Below are 18,026 nucleotides of genomic sequence, written 5' to 3' on the forward strand. Positions count from 1 at the left end.
AGAGCAGATGTGGGCAAAAGGCTAAAATGATCTGGATTTTAGCCCTTTGTCTTTTTTTTTGATGTGCTAATCAATTTCTCGTTTGATATTTTGCATTTTTTCATCTAAATAGTGGGCAATATCTGCCGCTTCCTTCAGTTCATCGGTCAGCTGATGAGGGACATCGTTTTGTAGTTTATAATAGATTTTATGTTCAAGACTCGCCCAAAAATCCATCGCTATCGTCCGCACCTGAATCTCAACCTTCACATGCTCTACACGATTCGTTAAGTACACAGGGATTTCCACGATTAAATGAAGACTTCTGTAGCCGTTTGGTTTTGGATGTTGGATATAATCTTTCACTTCAAGGATTTTTAAATCCTCTCTCTGCCTCAAAACATCCATAATGTTATAAATATCTTGAATAAAGGAGCAGATGATGCGGACACCTGCAATATCATGGATATACTCCTTTGCACATTGTGTGGTAATGTCGCATCCTTTTCTTGCTAATTTGTTCACAATGCTTTCAAAGGATTTAATCCGTGATTTTGTATGCTCTATTGGGTTATGGCCATGGATCAAATTATATTCCTGACTAATAATTGAAAACTTTGTATCCATTTCATCTAATGCGAATTTATATACTAATAATTCATTTTTCCAGTCTTCCATGACGTTTTTCAAATCTTCTACATGAGTTGCTGACATATTCATTTCTTTTTGTCATCTCCTTTTGGGAAACGGCGGATGCACCGCTTTCCGTTTACTAGACGGAGACAGGACTCGAAAGGTTTTAAAAAATACATGTCATCCTCGCTGTTTGTAATACGTCAGCGCCAGTGCAAGGGCGAGCACAGAGCCTTTCACAATATCCATCGCGTAATAAGGGACGGACATCATCACAAGCCCATTTTGCAAAATACCGATGAGTATAGCCCCAATAAAAGTTCCAAATGCGTTGGGCTTCCCCGCTCCCATGACGGAAAAACCGATAAAAGCAGCTGCGACGCCATCCATTAAATATGGTGTGCCCGCATTTATTTCCGCTGTCATCACCCTTGATGCCAGCACAATACCACCGATCGCTGCAAATAAAGCCGAGAGCAGATATGCCGCAATTTTATATTTGTTTACATGAATACCGGACAATCGAGCCGCTTCCTTATTTCCTCCGATGATGTACATGAATCGGCCGTGCTTTGTGTAAGTCATGAACACATGCGCAAATACCACAATGGCTGCCATAACGAGAATAATATATGGCACCTGACCGATTTTGCTGAAAAAGGCGGGGATCGTACCCGTTGAGAACGTACCATCAGGCAGCACCATATTTTCAGAAATGGTCGCCCCTTTCGTATACGTCTGAGCCAGTCCTTGAATGATAAACATCATGGCTAATGTCATGAGCATATCTGGAATTTTCATTTTGACAATCATCAACGCATTGAGGAAGCCGACAATAAGAGAAGCCGCTAGAGCAGAGACAATTGCAATCAGCGGGTTCTGCGAAAACCACACAAACATAGAAATCACAATCGCATTCGATAACGTAGCGACGGATCCGACTGATAAATCAAAACCGTTTACTGCCAATGAGATGGTGAGCCCCACCGCAATAATGGTCACAATGGAGATAGATCGTAAAATATTAATGATATTCCCTGATTGCAGAAACGCTGGGTTCGCTGTTGCAAATACTACGATCAAAACAACAATGGTTAAGATCGTGCCATATCGATAAAAGAAATCAAATAGATGAAAGGATGGCCGCTGTTTTTTGATTTGCTGCACAGGGGCGGAAATTTGTCGTTCACTCATGATTGTCCTCCTGTTGAATGATATAATAGCTCTTCTTCAGTCGTTGGTGCGGTCATTTCCCGGGCAATTCTGCCATCATACAGGACATAGACGCGGTCTGCGATACCTGCAATCTCTGACAGCTCACTCGACGCATAAATCACAGATTTCCCGCGGTTTGCAAGCTCTGCAATCAGCGTGAAAATATCTTTTTTTGCTCCCACATCAACGCCTTTCGTTGGTTCATCAAAGAGATAGACATCTGCTTCAGCCAGCAGCCATTTTCCAATGGCAATCTTCTGTTGATTTCCACCGGATAGATGCTTCACCTTTGCTTCAAGAGATGGTGTTCTGACACCAAGTCGTTTGACGATTTCGTCTGCTTTCTGCTTTTCCTTCGAACGATGTAAAAAGCTAAACACCCGTGAAAATGAACGAAGACTTGCCGCCGTTAAGTTCCACCCCACGCTCTCTTCTGTCAGAATCCCTTCCTTTCTCCGCTCTTCCGGCACAAGGGCAATTCCAGCTCTCACAGCTTGATGAGGCGATGTGATGTGAACGGTTTGACCATGAAGCTCCACAGTTCCGGTCTTTTTATCCGAGGCACCGAAAAGGGCTTTGCACAATTCTGTTTTTCCAGCACCGACAAGTCCTGCAATTCCGATAATCTCTCCCTTTTTCACGTGGAGTTGAATGTTTCTTAATTTATGCTGGTCGCCTAACTGTTTCACTTCAAGCACAACAGGTGCATCCTTCATAGGTGTACGGAGCGGGAATTGTTCCTCTAATGGCGCACCTAGCATTTCTTCGATGACCTGCTGCGGACTTGTCTCTTGAACAAGGTGAGCTGAGACATCGGTCCCATTTCGCATCACTGTCAGTTCATCACAGATGGTGAAAATTTCAGGCATACGATGGGAGATAAACACAATGCCAGTTCCATTTTGTTTCAGCCGGTCAATCATTGAGAATAATTTACTTGTTTCTGCATGACTAAGTGGAGCCGTTGGTTCATCTAAGATTAAAATACTGCATTTAATCGAAACGGCCTTGGCAATGAGCACCATCTGTTTTTCTGCAAGGGTTAGGTCACTCACAAGGCGCTTTGTGGAGATGTCGATGTCCATTTCTTTTAATCGTTGGGTTGCCTTGCGGTGCAGCTCTTTCCAGCCGACAAATGTTTTTTTCTCAAGCTCATGCATCATCATATTCTCACCCACACTTAAGTAGGGAACAAGAGCCGTATCTACTTCTTGATGGACCGTCTGCACACCATATGTGGCTGCGTCCTTTGGATTTTGAATGGAAGCCGCCTGACCATTGATGTGGATGGTTCCTTCATAGTGAGAATGAGCACCTGAAAGAACTTTCATTAACGTAGACTTGCCAGCACCATTCGCTCCAATCAGCGCATGAACTGTCCCCTTTTGCAAGGTGAAATTCACCTGATCGAGCGCTTTTACTCCTGGAAATTCAATCGAAATATGTTTCATACAAACTAGCGGCGATGTCATAGGTGTCCTCCTTCTCAGGATCTTCATTTTGAAAAACGAAGCACCCTCTATGAAAAGAGAGTGCACGTCGTTTATTTTGTATAATGCTTCTTCAAGGTCTTCATCCAATCTTCTTCAAAAGCAGTCGATGAGCCGAACCCCTTTACTTCGTCTGCAAGATTAACCATATTGAGGGCTTTTCCAGCTTGTTGTAGCTGCTGTTGCGAGATGAGAGAGGCCTCAAGGTCATAGGAAGATGGAGTTGTCTCACCCGCTATTTTCTTCGCAAGAATCCTCATGTCAACTGCGCCAATAAGCTTCGGATCAACCGCTGCGGTGTACTTCCACGGACTATCTTTCGTTGTCATTTCTTGAAGATCAGCATTTGATACATCAATCCCGTAAATCTTCACTTCTGTTCTCCCTGCTTCCTTTAACGCTCTTGCCGCTCCAATGGCAAAGGCATCCCAAGTGGCAAAAATCGCGTCAAGTTTACCTTTTGGATATTTATTTAGCATCGCTGCCACTGCATTTTGCGTTTGAACAGATGTATCTGAGGAAGCAATGCCAAAACGGACAAGCTCCTTGATTCCTTTATGTTGGTTGAGCGTTTCTTGGTACACCTTGTTACGTCTCACCATTGGCGGAAATCCATCTACCCAGAGATAGGCAATATTTGCTTTCCCTTTAAAATCAGACACGAGTGCGTCCAATGATTTTTTCGCTAATTGTTCGTCATCTTGAGACGTCACTGTGACCCCTTTGATGTCCTTCAGCTTCGGATTCGAATCAAATGCTACTACTGGTATGCCTTTCGCTGTGATCTTTTTCACGTCAGCGACAGTCGCCTCATCATCCCCATGAGAGATGATAAAGCCATCATAGTTCTCTTCAAGCGCCTGAGAGATCGCATCATGGAACTTTGCTGTATCCCCGTTTGCTGTGTAGACATCCACCTTAAAGCCAAGCGCTTCACCTTCTGCTTTCGTCCCTGCTAAAAATTGCGCTGTATGATCGTCACCTCCGATTTTGCGGATGACTTTAATTTTTGCTCCCTGCCCCTTTGCAAATCGCTTCGGTACATTGTCAAAGGAGACCTTTTCGTCCGCATTCGCCTTTGAGCCTGCACTTGATCCAGTACCGCAACCCGTTAATACGACGGTCAATACCGTTAATAAAATAAGACATGATGTAAAATACTTACGCTTCATAGCTGTTCCTCCTCAAGTTGTTTTATATTTTTCTCATTGGAAAACTAGGTAAAATAGTGGGAAAACGCCTGTAAACGATTCTTTCATTTGAAAAAGAGACGAAAAAAAGCCTCTCCTAGAAAGAGAGGCTTGATCACCGTTGCATGAAACATGTATCGGGAAGTCTTCCTCTCTTATCTGTCAAAGCTGTCACAGCTTTGCAGGAATTAGCACCAATTTCTATAGTAGAAACGGTTGCCGGGCGTCATAGGGCCAGTCCCTCTGCCTCTCTTGATAAGAGATCCGTTATGAAATTTTGTTTTAGTTGAAATGTCTTCTTAACTTTAATGTGATGTCACATCAATGTCAATGATTTTTTTGAAAATTTAAAACAATAAGCTTTTGGTTCATACATGCTTAACTTCCGATGATTTTCTTAGCAGGTGATGATTTCTTCAGGCGAAAATCATATTTTTTCTCATTCACAAATAGTGGATTGAGATGTGCTGATCCTTTATCTTGACCGCTTTTCGAGCGATATGTTTTGTAGCCTTCCATCCATTTCCCACGCCATACCCACTGTGATGCTTTCGCACCTTTTCGGTCGTCATACACGTTCTTCTGGAAGGTATTCTTTTGATTCACTCCATAAAGATTCACGATTAAGTAATGTGAGGCACTAGCTGTCATGATATTATTCGTGATTCGATTGTTCACAGCTTGATATTGCATGAGCAATTGACCGCCTTCTAAGCCGGCTGTGTCATTTTTGTACAAAATATTATGTGAGATGGTCGTATTTGTTGTGCCGCCACGCTTCTGATCATAGCCGCCAATTGAAATGCCTGTATAACGGTTCAAATACACTTGATTGTGTTCGATGCGAATGCGGTCAGCCATTTTTCCTTTATGCTCACTTGTCACTTCAATCCCCAGGTCATTGTGATGTGTGATGTTATGATCGATCACAATGTCCTTTCCGCCATCCACATAAATTCCACCAGCGGAGATGTCTTTACCGTAAGCTGGATTCCCGACACTCGTAATCTCATATACTTTGTTCCTAGATACGACACCATTTCTCACTTGATCGTACTTTTTAGAAGGTGCAACGTTTTCAAAACCAATTAAATCAATGCCTATATTATCTGCACGTCGGACCGTGTTATGAGTCACACGGAACTTTTTCACGTTTCCATTTAACACAAGCGCCTCACTGAAGCCCAGTTTTAATTTTTCAACAGTATTTCCTTTGATTTCAATGTCTTCAATGGCCGCAGGTGCTTTTGTCCCATAGACAGCAATACCGTGCGCATTCCCTTTTTTGTGTTTCGTCTGGATGTCATACACTCGGTTGTTGAGCAGTTTGACGCCTTTTCCGCTTCCTTTAATAAAGATACCAACTGGTGTCAGGTCTTCTTTATTCGTCTTGAGATGTCCCACTGTCAGACCTTTGAGTGTGATGTAGCTTTTTTGATCAATCGTGACAAGACCGCCATCTGCTTGGTTTCCTTTAAGAGCAGCGCCACTGATGACAGGTTTTTCTTTTCCGTAAGCTTGAAAGACAACAGGTGCTTTCTTTGTTCCTGAATGGCGGACAACCAATTTCTCTTTGTATGTACCGCCTCTCATGTAAATGGTTGTACCGGCTTTCGCCAAACTTGCCGCCTTCTTCAATGTGCGAAAAGGTTTTTGCTTCGTTCCTGGGTTTTTGTCGTTTCCGTTTGTCGCCACGTAATAGGAGGTACCCTGCTTGGCGCCAGCCTCCTCTGTCATCGCTTGACAACCGAAGCTGATCACGGTCATGAATAAAATGAGTAAAATGCCTGGTATCGCTCGTTTCATCTTGTTGTCTGCTCCTTTCACTTCTCTTCTTTCTTTATCGGTTAAAAAAAAGAGGATTAAAATATGATAATGCCCCTTGCAATGTACTAGTCAAAAGGTGTATGGTTGAAAGAATATCTTACAGGAAAACCATCCGTTTTTAAATTGTCAGATTAATCAGTTAATAATGAATCTGGATTTTATTTCTTTTTGAAAAGGGGTGACATGAGCCAGACTGACGGCAGAGAAGAGGAAAGCGCTTTAACAGATTTTTCTTGTCTGAATTCTAGAAAACCTATTGCTAATATTTTTTGAAGGTATAGAATAGAATCATAATTATTTCATATTATTAGAATTTTCAAATAAACAAACAGCAAGGAGATTTACGATGCCAAAACAACCCATCCGCGTTGAACTTAGTTCAACAAAAAAACCAAAACCTCAATCTGATCAACTTCAATTCGGAAAAACCTTCACAGACCACATGTTTGTGATGGATTATTCCATTGATCAAGGCTGGTACGATCCAAGAATTATTCCTTATCAGCCAATTCCAATGGACCCGGCTTCAATGGTCTATCATTATGGGCAGTCTGTTTTTGAAGGCTTGAAGGCTTATGTTTCTGAGGATCAAAAAATTCTCTTATTCCGTCCGGAAAAGAACATGGAGCGCCTCAACAGATCCAATGACCGCCTGTGTATCCCGCAAATTGATACAGAAACGGTTTTAGAGGGCTTAAATGAACTCATTCGTATTGACAAGGATTGGGTACCTGATGCAGAGGGCACTTCCTTGTATATCCGTCCATTCATTATTTCCACTGAACCGTACTTAGGCGTTGCACCGTCAAGCACGTATAAGCTGATGATTATCTTATCTCCAGTGGGATCTTACTATAAAGAAGGCATCCATCCGGTCAAAATTGCAGTTGAAAATGAATTTGTTCGTGCCGTTAAGGGCGGGACAGGAAATGCGAAAACAGCTGGAAACTACGCTTCAAGCCTCAAGGCACAGCAAGTCGCTGAAACGAAAGGTTTTTCACAAGTTCTTTGGCTTGATGGAGTCGAGAAAAAGTACATTGAAGAAGTCGGCAGTATGAACATCTTCTTTAAAATCAATGGAGAAATCGTGACACCTGAATTGAACGGCAGCATTTTAGAAGGTATCACACGAAACTCTGTACTTGAGCTGTTAAAACATTGGGACATTCCAGTGACAGAACGTAAAATTTCTATTGATGAGTTAATTGAAGCACATCAATCAGGCGAACTTGAAGAAATCTTCGGAACTGGAACGGCGGCCGTGATCTCTCCTGTAGGGGAATTAATTTATCACGATCAGCCATACGTCATTCAAGATGGTCAAACTGGCGAAGTATCGAAGAAATTGTATGAAGCCATTACTGGTATTCAAAAAGGAACACAGCCAGACATCTTCGGCTGGACAGTAGAGGTCGACTCGGTCGTTAAGCAGGCATAAGCATGTAGAAGAACCTTTCAGTTATGAAGGGTTCTTTTTTGTTTATTTACCTCTCCTTACGATTCACCGTTCCTCACCCGGTTTCTATTTAAGGTTCTTGGGATTTCTATCTTTGCTCTTTCCATTACTTTTGTAAAGGTCAGGCGAAAGAGGAAACAGAAACAAAAGGCGAAATAGACTCAGTTGTCCAGTCTGCTTCCCATCAAATCGTGCACCAAAACAAGACCGATACCCCAACAATCGCCCCTGCGTATATCCACTGTTTCCCTTTGATGCTTCGCTTTCTTTCGATCAGTAAAAAGATCTCCGGCAATAAGATGATGATGATTTCTAGGATAAGGACAAGATGATAAACAAGCGGCATCGGCTGGAAATCAAACTTTCTTTCATCTCCTCCTATTGTTGCGAAATACATCACCAGATTGGTTACTGGAATGGTAAAACAAACGAGCAGGCGGAGAACATAGATCCACACATACTGTCTACAGCGGATAAGGCCAATAAATGAAGCAATGATACCATACAAAAATAAGACCACTGTGCCATAACTCATCAAAGGTTGAACAGTAAAGCCGTAAAACATTAAACCAATTGCAACCATATTCAAATCGTCCTTTCTTTGAAGCCATACATGCTGTTTTTTCTATCATACACTTCTTTCTCCAGTTTCCATATGGGGCAATCAAAAAAAACGACCCCTTAAAGGGGCCATGTTTTTATGCATTAACTGATTTGAAGAATTGCGGTAAATATTCACGATGCGCTTCGAGCATTTCATCTAAAATTTGCTTTGCGATGTCGTCAGATGGAACAAGCGGATTGATCGTCATTGCCACAAGAGCCGTCTCGTAATCTCCTGTCACAGCCGCTTCTGCTGCCACACGCTCGAATGATTTGATTTGTTGAACAAGCCCTCTCACAGCTACAGGCAGATCACCCGTCGCTATTGGTTTTGGTCCGTCCTTCGTAATGATGCAGTTCACTTCAACCGCTGATTCGGCTGGAATGCTGGCAATCGCTCCTCTATTCACTGTATTGACTGGCTGGATGTCGTGCTTATCATTATAGATGGAGCTGATTAAGTTACACGCCGCATCACTGTAGTACGCCCCGCCTCTTTTTTCGAGCTGCGGTGGTTTAATCGATAAATCAGGATCTTTATAGAGCTCAAATAATTCATGCTCAACCTGCTGGACAACCTCTGCTCTCGTTCCTTTTTCTTGAGCTGCCTTTTGCTCTTCTTCCAGCATATCTTTTGTTTTATAGTAGTAGCGATGATATGGACATGGGATGACCCCTAAGCCTTTTACAAAAGAAGGTTCCCAGTTTTTCGCTTCAATGTTCTTCATGGACCACTGACTATTCGGATTTCCTAATTCATCAAGCACTTGTTCCATAATACTGACCCCGTCTAAATACACGTCTAATCCATAGACCATGTGATTAAGGCCTGCAAACTGCACCTCGATCCGTTCTACATCCACATCAAGCGCCTTGGCAATCCCCATTTTAATCCCAATTGGTACATTGCATAGACCGACTACTTTTTTTAGATTCGTGTAGCGCAGCACAGCTTCTGTGACCATGCCGGCTGGATTTGTAAAGTTCACAAGCCACGCATCTGGACAAAGCTCTTCCATATCCTTCACGATGTCTAGGATAACTGGAATGGTTCGAAGTCCTTTAAATAAACCGCCTGGTCCGTTCGTTTCCTGACCGATGACACCGTATTTCAGCGGAATTCTCTCATCCTTTGCCCGTGCTTCCAGCAGCCCGACACGAAATTGTGTCGTCACGAAATCTGCGTCCTTCAAGGCTTCCCGGCGGTCAAGAGTTAGGTGTACCTCAATCGGCAGACCGGCTTTTTCGACCATACGTTTTGCAAGAGCGCCCACGATATTTAATTTTTCCTGACCCGCTTCAATATCCACAAGCCATAATTCCTTTACAGGCAATTCATGATATCGTTTGATAAACCCTTCGACAAGCTCAGGCGTATAGCTTGATCCTCCGCCTATTGTGACAATTTTGATTCCGTCTTTCATGAATTGACACCTCCGAGTTGCTTCATTTTTTCATGGAGCTCAATGATTTCCGCCGCAAGCTCCTTGACGGTCATTGCGTTCATGAGATGATCCTGCGCATGAATCATTAAGAGACTGATGTCGGTCTTTTCTCCTCTGATTTCTCCTTGGATCAGCTCTGTCTGTGCGTGATGCGCCTCATTTAACGCGTCTTGTGCTTCCTGCAATTTTTGCTTCGCCTCATCAAAATTTCCTTGCTTTGCACACGTAATGGCCTCCATCGCGGAGCTTCTGCCATTCCCACCGTGTAAGATGAGTTGAAACACAATTTGTTCCATTTCCATCGGCCGCATCCCCCTTGTTCCCTCTATTACATGCTGGCGACATTTTCATCAGTTGATGCTTTTGTTTCTAGCTCACTTTCTTCTTTCAATTTCTGCTTATCCCACATTCTAAAGAATGGATAGTATAGAGCGAATGACAATGCCAGGTTAATCAGCTGCATGACTGCACCAGAGATTTTGCCTCCTGTGGCAAGATAGCCTGAAATGATGGGCGGCATGGTCCATGGGACTGCAATCCCCGCTGGTTTTGCCACAAGTCCCGTGCTCATTCCGATATAGGTTGTGATGATCATCATGATTGGTGTAAGGATAAACGGAATTAAAAGCATTGGGTTCATGACAATCGGCATTCCAAAAATGATCGGTTCGTTGATGTTAAAGATGGCTGGCCCAATGGCAAGTCGGCCAAGCTGTTTCATTTGTTTACTTCTGGCACGTAAGATCATCGTCAGCACCAAGGCAAGCGTTGCGCCGCTTCCGCCGACGTTGATGAAGATTTCAAAGAACTGAGCTGTGAAGATATTTGGCAGCACTTCTCCTGCTTGAAATGCGAGACGGTTCTCATCCATCGCACCGAGCCAAATTGGACCCATGACGCCACCGACAATGGTTGCTCCGTGAATACCACACGCCCAGAGGAGCATTTGCACACCCATGGCGACAATACTTCCGCCTAAGCTTCCACCAAGAATGGAAAGCGGTGTGCCAATTAAGACCGTGATGATATTATGAATACTCTCAAATGGTGTCATCTCAATCAGAAGTCTAGCGACCCAGATTAGGGTGATGACCACAAAACCTGGTATAAGTGCGATAAACGATTTACTCACTGCTGGCGGTACACCATCAGGCATTTTAATGACGATATTCCGCTGGACGATGAATCGGTAAATTTCAGTTGAAAGCATGGCAATAATCATGGCAACGAATAACCCTTTACTGCCCATCAATGTGACTGGAATTCCCCCACCTACTAAGATGGCTTCTGTTGAGCCTTCAGGTGTGAAAGGAACTTGATATGGTGTCGCCAAAAGGAAAGCTGCAACAGCGATCGCACCAGATGATAGGGCATCCACTGCATACTTTTCAGCTAGCCTGTAGGCAATCCCGAAGGTTGCAACTAGTGCCATAATGTCAAAGGTTGCATTCACAGGATAGGATAGTTTCGTGGCCCATTCAGCTCCGAAGATACTTGCCATAAAATCGCTGTATCCTGGGATTGGAAGGTTGGCTAAAATGAGAAACAGTGAACCGACAATAATGAGAGGCATGGTTAAAACAATTCCGTCACGCAATGCTTGTAAATGTCTTTGAGCGGCAATCTTCCCTGCAAACGGCATGACCTTCTCTTCTAGAAATCGGTTGAATCCATTCATCCCTTCCGCCCCCTTTATCCGTTCACTAACTGTTCAGCAGATTTTAAAACCTCAGCCCCGTTGCATACACCATAATGTACGGTATTAATAACGTCGACTGGAATCCCTTTTTCTTCTCCGAGCTTTTTCATTTGTGGTAATAAATATCGAACCTGTGGTCCTAATAAAAGCACATCGGCTTGATCAATATGACTTTTGGCTGAATCTCCAGATACTGCCCAAATACGATAGTCTTTTCCTTGTTCTTCTGCGCTTTTCTCCATTTTTGTGACAAGTAAGCTTGTTGACATACCTGCTGCACAAACCAATAAGATGTTCATGTGTAAACGCCCCCTTTTGAAATTGTGAAGCTTTTCTTTACACATTCAGCATATTATGAAACCGCTTTCATAAACACCTATACTTTTTCCTTTAGGAAGCGGAAAAAGTTAGTATCACACTGTTAGTTCTTGTACGAAGGGGCCTTTTTATACATGATATCGAGCATGTCTTCAAATGTATCACAGGCGATGAGGTGCTGAATGAATTTCACATTATGCACAAGCTCACCTAGCAGTCGGTACATCCCTTTTAAATCTTTGGCATTCTCTTTTTCGACGCAAAGCAAGCAGACAAATTGAACCTTTTTCTCTCCCCATATGATCGGTTTTTCTAATGTACATATCGCCCAAAACGTCTCTTCTGTCAGCGGCGTCATAGGGTGTGGAATGGCTGTATAATGCCCGAAGGATGTCGGAGCCGCCTCTTCTCTTTCCATCACAGAAGGTGTAAGTTCTGCTGGTGCTAAACCCATATCGATGATTTTTTTCGTGAGAAAGGTGATGACCTCTTCCTTTGTTTGAAAAGTGCGTTTTGTAAAGACCAATTCCTTTTTCATATATTGAGAGGCCAGTGTCACTCTCGTTTCACTCGTCAGGGCTTCTTCGATTTTTAAAAAGTCGCCGCCTCCCAAAATGGTGTTCACTTGTATGACGGGAATCGGTAAATTCATCGGTATCGGGACCGTTGTAATAATCAAATCCAGAGCATGTAAAGAGACATGTGGAAGCGAATAAAGCTCTGCTGTTCCTAAAATGGTCAGCTTTGATCCAAATTGTGACCGCAGACGATCCTGAAGCAGCCTTGCACTCCCTGCACCAGATGCACAGACAATGAGACATCGCTTCGGTGGAATCTCCATTTTTCTCCGTTCTAAAGCCGCACCAAAATGAAGTGCCATATATCCGATTTCATTCTCATGAATACATAGACCGATCTCTTCTTCAATGACACGACTGGCGACAATTCCTGCTTCAAAGGCAAGTGGATACCCGGCCTTTATTTCATCAAGCATCGGATTTCTTAAATTCATTCCATATTTACAACGTGTCATGGCTGGCTTTAAGTGCAGACTGAGCCCAATCATTAATTCCGCATCACCGGCTAAATCAAGCTGCAGCTTTTGATCAATGGCTTGGAGCATAAGCTGAACAAGGCGGCTCGTGTCATCGTCCACAATTTGTTTTTGACCGCTCGATGAAAAAGACTGTACCATTTTGGCTGTTCCTAATAAATGAATGGCGATATAGACGATCTCCTCTTGTGGAAAAGAAACGTTTAGCAGTCCTTCAAGGCGTTTCACCATTTTTTTAGCAACCTTATATTCCTTTGCCTGTGGAATCTCATTGATTTCCTCTGGCAAGACAGATACATAGTTTCCGTGCCTAATCCGTTTGCAGGCAATGGCGACATGAACAATTAAATTATTCATGCAAATGTCTGATAGATTCATTCTTTCTTCACTGATATAATCAATGATTGTTTTCTGAATCAATTCTAATTCATGTTTTGGCAAAATGGTGACTGCTGTGTTCAGCATTGTTTGGTAGGATCGGCGTTCACTGAATAAATATTCTGACATACAGTAACGGATTTTCATCTCCGATCCTTTGATCCGGCAGCCTTTATTCGGCTTTGCTTCCAGCTTCAGATCAAAGGGCTCAAGCTTGCGTTTGACCCATTTCATATCGTTACTCATCGTCGATTTACTAATAAACAGCTTCTCCTGTAAGTCTTCAAGTTTCACATAAGACTCTGCGAGAAGAAGCTTTTTTAAAATAAACCGAACACGCTCCTCCGGCAGAACAGCCAGCGGTTCTTCCTGTTCGACCTCTTCTTTCATAAAACGGCGAAAGGCATTCTCATCGTTGATCAGCAGCTCATAGCCAGCTCCTCGAACAGCTGTTACAGCCGCTTGATAAGGAGCAAGACGGTCGTTCAGTTCCTTGATGTCTGTACGAATGGTTCGGCTTGTCACTTGTAAGCTGACAGAAAGCGCAGCGCTTGTGAGCGGGGTCTTCGCTGCCATTAATTGACTTAAAATGTGCGCCAGTCTTTTACTCAGCATCAGATCGGCCTCCTTATGTATGGGTGGAGAATCTGCCTTGTCTGGACAGGTTGTATACGCTTGCAGTTCTCTTCATTACTCATATTCTACTGAAAAGAAATAAAAATTGCCAACTCATTTATATGACAAATGCCCCTATTTATACAACAAACCATATCTAATGACCTATGAGTCTTTTGGTAGGACCCTGGGAGAAAACATGAAAAAAGGCGCTACACCTTTGTGTCAACGCCTTTTTTATGAAGAGATGAGCTGCGTAAAGACAACCAATCTTTTTTCATGAGTCCCTGCTGCATGATCAAATGTCCCTGTACACGTAATTAGATTGAGATTCCGTGTAAAAGCGTACCCGAAAAATGCATTTGGTTTTTCTTCACGCGGATAGCTTTGCACTTTCATTACCTCAAAGGTTCGCTTTTTCCCTGACGAGGACGTCACGATCACCTTGTTTCCCTTTTTCAGCTCCTTTAGTCGATAAAAAACAGAAGGTCCCCATTTATTATCAACATGACCATTCATGACGGCATTCCCTTTATCCCCTGGCTTTGGACCATCTTGAAACCAAGCTGTGTTGTCCGCATTTTTTGGAACGCCCATACTGCCATCCTTTGATAAAGTTGTTTTCTCTACTTTTGCTTTAACATCAATCGCAGGAATCGTAATTTCAGCCGGGACAATACCGGACGGTTCCTCTTTTAACATGTCTTGTGCATGAGACTGTTTTGCGGCTTGATTTGTTGTTATTTTTTCAGGTGATGAGGTTGTTTTAGGGGATGACGAGTCATCCATAGATTGATTTGCACAGCCTGTGATGATGAGCAGCATTAGAAGACCAAACAGCCACCTTTTCAAGTTAGTCTGCCTCCTTTTAAAGAAAGGAACGGCACGATTGTGCACGTCCCCTTTTGTTTTTATATGAACTTAATTTGATGTCTTTCGGCGAATAAGGAAGAACGCGCCCATTGCACCTCCGGCTAGGATCAAGCTTGCGATTAATCCCGCAAATGCTTCATATGACATACCTAAAGGACCGGCTGTGCCTCCCATACCTGTTTTCGGCATTTCGTTAGGCATGTTGGATTTGAACATTTCAGGATGCTGATCAACAATCGCTGTTGCGACATCTTGACCGACCATGAACATATGGCCGTATGCCTCTCTCACTGTTGGATAAAGCTGATCATAGTCACCATTATGGTAAGACGTATATGTGTTAATCAGCTCATCAATATGCATTTTTAAGCCAGCTTCTAAATCCGCCGCCTTCAAACGTCCATCTGTCGCTTGATCTAGAAATTTCGCTTGCTTCATACGATACGCATCTAAGTTTTTCATCGCTTTCTCTTTCGCTTCTTTGTCTCCAGATGCATCGGCTTTGACATAATCAACTAAGTAACCGATATGGCTTGACCAAATGTCTTTGAATTGTTTTCCTGCATCCTTACCATACACAGAGGCAATTGCATCAGATAAATCATTTGTGTTTTCGTTTAAAGCTGCCGCTGCTTGATTAAAATCCTTGCTGCCATCATTTCCTTTTTGCATAGCAACGACCGCAAGTGCCAAATGTTCTGAGAACAAGTAGTTTAAATCTTCACGAAGATCTGCGGCTGGAGTATCGACTGATTTGTGATCAAATTTCCCAGGAAATTGATCTGTGATCGCCCATGATACGCCTTTACCTACTTCAAACATATGATGAATGGACTTTCTAACAGTTTCATAGGTCGTATCGAAATCCTTTTCAGTGTAACTGTCAAACGCTTTTAGTAGTTCATTCACATGCATCTTCAAGCCTTCTTCAAGCTCACTTGCTTTCAATCTGCCGTCTGTTGCTTGATCGAGCATATCGGCTTGTTTCATGCGATATTGGTCTAGCTGCTTGACCGCTTTCTTTTTACCTGCTTCATCTTTCTTTGCCGTTGCTTGTACATAATCAACAAAATAGCCGATATGGCTGGACCAAATGTCTTTAAATTGTTTCCCTGCTTTTTTTCCGTACACAGAGGCGATGGCACCTGATAAGTCATTCGTGTTGTCATTCAACGCTGACGCTGCCTGATCGAAATCTTTACTGCCGTCAATTCCCTTTTGCATCGTGATGACTGCTAAATAGGCATGCTCTGAAAACAGCTGGTCTAGTGCTGCTCGAAGATCGGTCGCTTTATTTGACACCTGTTGTGATGAAGACATCTTCTTTGCCCCTCCATGCATATGTCCTTCGTGGGCACTTGCGCTATGAGCTGCCGGAAATAGTAATGCTGCGCTAAGCGGGATGGTTAAAATCGCTTTTTTCATGTTCATCTGTTATTGCCTCCTCTTTCCGTTTGTTATGTACTTAACGGAGAGAGGCATCACTTGGATCATTCAAATCGGTGATTTTTTTCTCTCATCGCAAAATGGGGATGCTTGCATAAAAAAAAGCCGGTTTATCCGGCTGATACGTTACGACTTTTAGATGCTTTCCGTTCTTTATATATTTTTCTCACCACTGGATAAATCACAGGTGCCCACTTAAAAATTTGTTTCAGCCATTTTTTCATTTCTCCCGCGCCTCCTTATTGTCATTCTTATAGGGACGATTCCCCATCTTGTCATAAAATAAACAGGTGCGGGAGAGCAGGAGTTAAATCACGCCTTGTGCGATCATCGCATCTGCCACTTTGCGAAATCCTGCAATATTTGCTCCTACTATTAAGTTTCCAGAGTGTCCGTATTCGTCTGCTGTCTCCGTACATTGACGATAAATTGTCTGCATCATTTGTTTCAGCTGTTCATCTACCTCTTCAAATGTCCAAGACATTCTTGCACTATTTTGTGCCATTTCTAGTGCCGAGACACCTACACCGCCAGCATTCGCCGCTTTTGCCGGTGCAAATAGAATATCATTCTGTTCAAAAACTTTCACTGCCTCAAGAGTAGAGGGCATATTGGCTCCTTCTCCTACCGCAATGACACCATTTCCCACGAGCTGCTGTGCTTGCATCTCAGATATTTCATTTTGAGTAGCACAAGGAAGCGCAATATCACAAGGGATGGACCAAATTTGTTCACAATCTTCAATCAATTCAGCATGCGGGTGAATGTTTATGTAAGCCCCAATCCGTTCATTGCTCACTTCCTTCAACTGCTTCACGGTCTCAAGTGAAATGCCTTGAGGATCATAAATCACTCCGCTTGAATCACTGCAAGCAACGACCTTACCGCCTAGCTCCATGACCTTTTCCATCGCATAAATAGACACATTTCCTGAGCCAGACACAACAACTGAACGTCCTTCAAATTGCAGTCCATGCGCTTTTAACATTTCTTCCATAAAGTACACCAGTCCATAGCCCGTCGCTTCTTTTCTCGCTAAGCTGCCTCCAAATCCTGGACTTTTCCCTGTCAGCACACCCGCCTCATAAGCACCGCGCATTTTCTTGTACTGTCCGAACATATAGCCAATTTCGCGTGCCCCTACGCCAATATCACCTGCTGGCACATCCTGATCAGGCCCCACGTAACGGCTGAGTTCACTCATAAAGCTCTGGACGAAACGCATGATTTCTCCGTCAGACTTCCCTTTAGGATCAAAATCAGATCCACCTTTTCCTCCACCGATCGGCATACCCGTCAGTGCATTTTTAAAGATTTGTTCAAATCCTAAAAACTTAATAATGCTTGCATTGACAGATGGGTGGAAGCGAATGCCTCCTTTATAAGGACCGATGGCACTATTAAATTGCACCCTAAACCCCCGATTGACTTGAACTTTCCCCTCATCGTCTACCCATGGGACACGAAATACCACAAGTCGCTCAGGCTCAATGAGTCTTTCTAAAATCCCTTGTTTTTCATACTCTGGGTGTTTTGCAAAAACCGGAACGAGTGATTCTAGAATTTCTTTTACGGCTTGCTGAAATTCCTCCTCGCCAGGATTTCGTCTTTCCACCTCCTCTAACACACGGTGGATGTAGCTTTGTGCTGTTTGTGCCGCTCGATCTAAGGTCAACATGTCTCATCTGCCTCCTTTGTATATCTTCACGCATTTTTCTGTTAGATTTTCTAACGCATATTGAGATTAATTTAACACCATTTGTAAAAACTGATCAATATTGATAACAGATGAAAACGATGCCGAA

General features: G+C 43.1%; 16 protein-coding genes and 1 riboswitch. Of the genes, 1 reads left to right on the forward strand and 15 read right to left on the reverse strand.

Annotated features, from left to right (window positions below):
• Window positions 1–66: 66 nt before the first annotated feature.
• The 5 genes from C5695_RS19175 to C5695_RS19195 form a co-directional block, all read right to left on the reverse strand.
• Window positions 67–699, reverse strand: a complete 633-nt coding sequence (locus C5695_RS19175) for a GTP pyrophosphokinase YwaC (RefSeq protein ID WP_003215004.1) — start codon at window positions 697–699, stop codon at window positions 67–69.
• Window positions 700–792: 93 nt separating this feature from the next.
• Entirely contained in the window at window positions 793–1,806 is a 1,014-nt protein-coding gene (locus C5695_RS19180; RefSeq protein ID WP_117732553.1) for an ABC transporter permease, read from the reverse strand.
• On the reverse strand, window positions 1,803–3,299 hold the full coding sequence (locus C5695_RS19185) for a sugar ABC transporter ATP-binding protein (RefSeq protein WP_117732555.1): 1,497 nt from the start codon (window positions 3,297–3,299) through the stop codon (window positions 1,803–1,805). Before C5695_RS19185 ends, C5695_RS19180 begins: the two co-directional genes overlap by 4 nt.
• Window positions 3,300–3,370: 71 nt before the next feature.
• Window positions 3,371–4,489, reverse strand: coding sequence for a sugar ABC transporter substrate-binding protein (locus C5695_RS19190; protein ID WP_117732557.1), 1,119 nt, complete (start codon window positions 4,487–4,489; stop codon window positions 3,371–3,373).
• Window positions 4,490–4,659: 170 nt separating this feature from the next.
• Window positions 4,660–4,769, reverse strand: a riboswitch (SAM riboswitch).
• A gap of 116 nt (window positions 4,770–4,885) precedes the next feature.
• Complete coding sequence (locus tag C5695_RS19195) at window positions 4,886–6,313, reverse strand: DUF1565 domain-containing protein (protein WP_117732559.1); 1,428 nt, start codon at window positions 6,311–6,313, stop codon at window positions 4,886–4,888.
• Window positions 6,314–6,680: 367 nt separating this feature from the next.
• Between C5695_RS19195 and C5695_RS19200 the strand changes: the two genes are divergently transcribed.
• Window positions 6,681–7,772: a branched-chain amino acid aminotransferase gene (locus C5695_RS19200; RefSeq protein ID WP_117732561.1), complete on the forward strand. Its 1,092-nt coding sequence runs from the start codon at window positions 6,681–6,683 to the stop codon at window positions 7,770–7,772.
• A gap of 202 nt (window positions 7,773–7,974) precedes the next feature.
• On the opposite strand, the gene C5695_RS19205 is transcribed toward C5695_RS19200, so the two are convergent.
• The 10 genes from C5695_RS19205 to gdhA all read right to left on the reverse strand — a co-directional run bounded on the left by C5695_RS19205 (window position 7,975) and on the right by gdhA (window position 17,899).
• Window positions 7,975–8,373, reverse strand: a complete 399-nt coding sequence (locus C5695_RS19205) for a hypothetical protein (RefSeq protein ID WP_117732563.1) — start codon at window positions 8,371–8,373, stop codon at window positions 7,975–7,977.
• Between the two features lie 115 nt (window positions 8,374–8,488).
• Window positions 8,489–9,817, reverse strand: coding sequence for a 6-phospho-beta-glucosidase (locus tag C5695_RS19210; RefSeq protein WP_117732565.1), 1,329 nt, complete (start codon window positions 9,815–9,817; stop codon window positions 8,489–8,491).
• On the reverse strand, window positions 9,814–10,140 hold the full coding sequence (locus C5695_RS19215) for a PTS lactose/cellobiose transporter subunit IIA (protein WP_003215078.1): 327 nt from the start codon (window positions 10,138–10,140) through the stop codon (window positions 9,814–9,816). Before C5695_RS19215 ends, C5695_RS19210 begins: the two co-directional genes overlap by 4 nt.
• A gap of 26 nt (window positions 10,141–10,166) precedes the next feature.
• Window positions 10,167–11,516 (reverse strand): PTS cellobiose transporter subunit IIC, encoded by a 1,350-nt coding sequence (celB, locus tag C5695_RS19220; RefSeq protein WP_117732567.1) that lies wholly within the window; start codon window positions 11,514–11,516, stop codon window positions 10,167–10,169.
• A gap of 14 nt (window positions 11,517–11,530) precedes the next feature.
• Window positions 11,531–11,836 carry a PTS sugar transporter subunit IIB gene (locus tag C5695_RS19225; protein ID WP_117732569.1) on the reverse strand — a complete coding sequence of 102 codons (306 nt, stop codon included), beginning with the start codon at window positions 11,834–11,836 and terminating at the stop codon, window positions 11,531–11,533.
• Between the two features lie 122 nt (window positions 11,837–11,958).
• Complete coding sequence (locus tag C5695_RS19230) at window positions 11,959–13,902, reverse strand: BglG family transcription antiterminator (protein WP_117732571.1); 1,944 nt, start codon at window positions 13,900–13,902, stop codon at window positions 11,959–11,961.
• A gap of 237 nt (window positions 13,903–14,139) precedes the next feature.
• Entirely contained in the window at window positions 14,140–14,754 is a 615-nt protein-coding gene (locus tag C5695_RS19235) for a class F sortase (protein ID WP_117732573.1), read from the reverse strand.
• Between the two features lie 69 nt (window positions 14,755–14,823).
• On the reverse strand, window positions 14,824–16,206 hold the full coding sequence (locus tag C5695_RS19240) for a copper amine oxidase (RefSeq protein WP_117732575.1): 1,383 nt from the start codon (window positions 16,204–16,206) through the stop codon (window positions 14,824–14,826).
• A gap of 125 nt (window positions 16,207–16,331) precedes the next feature.
• On the reverse strand, window positions 16,332–16,445 hold the full coding sequence (locus C5695_RS20730; RefSeq protein WP_233230758.1) for a hypothetical protein: 114 nt from the start codon (window positions 16,443–16,445) through the stop codon (window positions 16,332–16,334).
• A gap of 83 nt (window positions 16,446–16,528) precedes the next feature.
• Complete coding sequence (gene gdhA, locus C5695_RS19245) at window positions 16,529–17,899, reverse strand: NADP-specific glutamate dehydrogenase (protein ID WP_117732577.1); 1,371 nt, start codon at window positions 17,897–17,899, stop codon at window positions 16,529–16,531.
• Window positions 17,900–18,026: the final 127 nt, after the last annotated feature.

Source organism: Bacillus pumilus, from assembly GCF_003431975.1.
Classification (GTDB): Bacteria; Bacillota; Bacilli; order Bacillales; family Bacillaceae; genus Bacillus; species Bacillus pumilus_N.

Coding starts and splice junctions, on each gene's coding strand:
- C5695_RS19175 (WP_003215004.1), bottom strand. CDS start 699: ATGAATATGTCAGCAACTCATGTAGAAGATTTGAAAAACGTCATGGAA.
- C5695_RS19180 (WP_117732553.1), bottom strand. CDS start 1,806: ATGAGTGAACGACAAATTTCCGCCCCTGTGCAGCAAATCAAAAAACAG.
- C5695_RS19185 (WP_117732555.1), bottom strand. CDS start 3,299: ATGACATCGCCGCTAGTTTGTATGAAACATATTTCGATTGAATTTCCA.
- C5695_RS19190 (WP_117732557.1), bottom strand. CDS start 4,489: ATGAAGCGTAAGTATTTTACATCATGTCTTATTTTATTAACGGTATTG.
- C5695_RS19195 (WP_117732559.1), bottom strand. CDS start 6,313: ATGAAACGAGCGATACCAGGCATTTTACTCATTTTATTCATGACCGTG.
- C5695_RS19200 (WP_117732561.1), top strand. CDS start 6,681: ATGCCAAAACAACCCATCCGCGTTGAACTTAGTTCAACAAAAAAACCA.
- C5695_RS19205 (WP_117732563.1), bottom strand. CDS start 8,373: ATGGTTGCAATTGGTTTAATGTTTTACGGCTTTACTGTTCAACCTTTG.
- C5695_RS19210 (WP_117732565.1), bottom strand. CDS start 9,817: ATGAAAGACGGAATCAAAATTGTCACAATAGGCGGAGGATCAAGCTAT.
- C5695_RS19215 (WP_003215078.1), bottom strand. CDS start 10,140: ATGGAAATGGAACAAATTGTGTTTCAACTCATCTTACACGGTGGGAAT.
- celB (WP_117732567.1), bottom strand. CDS start 11,516: ATGAATGGATTCAACCGATTTCTAGAAGAGAAGGTCATGCCGTTTGCA.
- C5695_RS19225 (WP_117732569.1), bottom strand. CDS start 11,836: ATGAACATCTTATTGGTTTGTGCAGCAGGTATGTCAACAAGCTTACTT.
- C5695_RS19230 (WP_117732571.1), bottom strand. CDS start 13,902: ATGCTGAGTAAAAGACTGGCGCACATTTTAAGTCAATTAATGGCAGCG.
- C5695_RS19240 (WP_117732575.1), bottom strand. CDS start 16,206: ATGAACATGAAAAAAGCGATTTTAACCATCCCGCTTAGCGCAGCATTA.
- C5695_RS20730 (WP_233230758.1), bottom strand. CDS start 16,445: ATGAAAAAATGGCTGAAACAAATTTTTAAGTGGGCACCTGTGATTTAT.
- gdhA (WP_117732577.1), bottom strand. CDS start 17,899: ATGTTGACCTTAGATCGAGCGGCACAAACAGCACAAAGCTACATCCAC.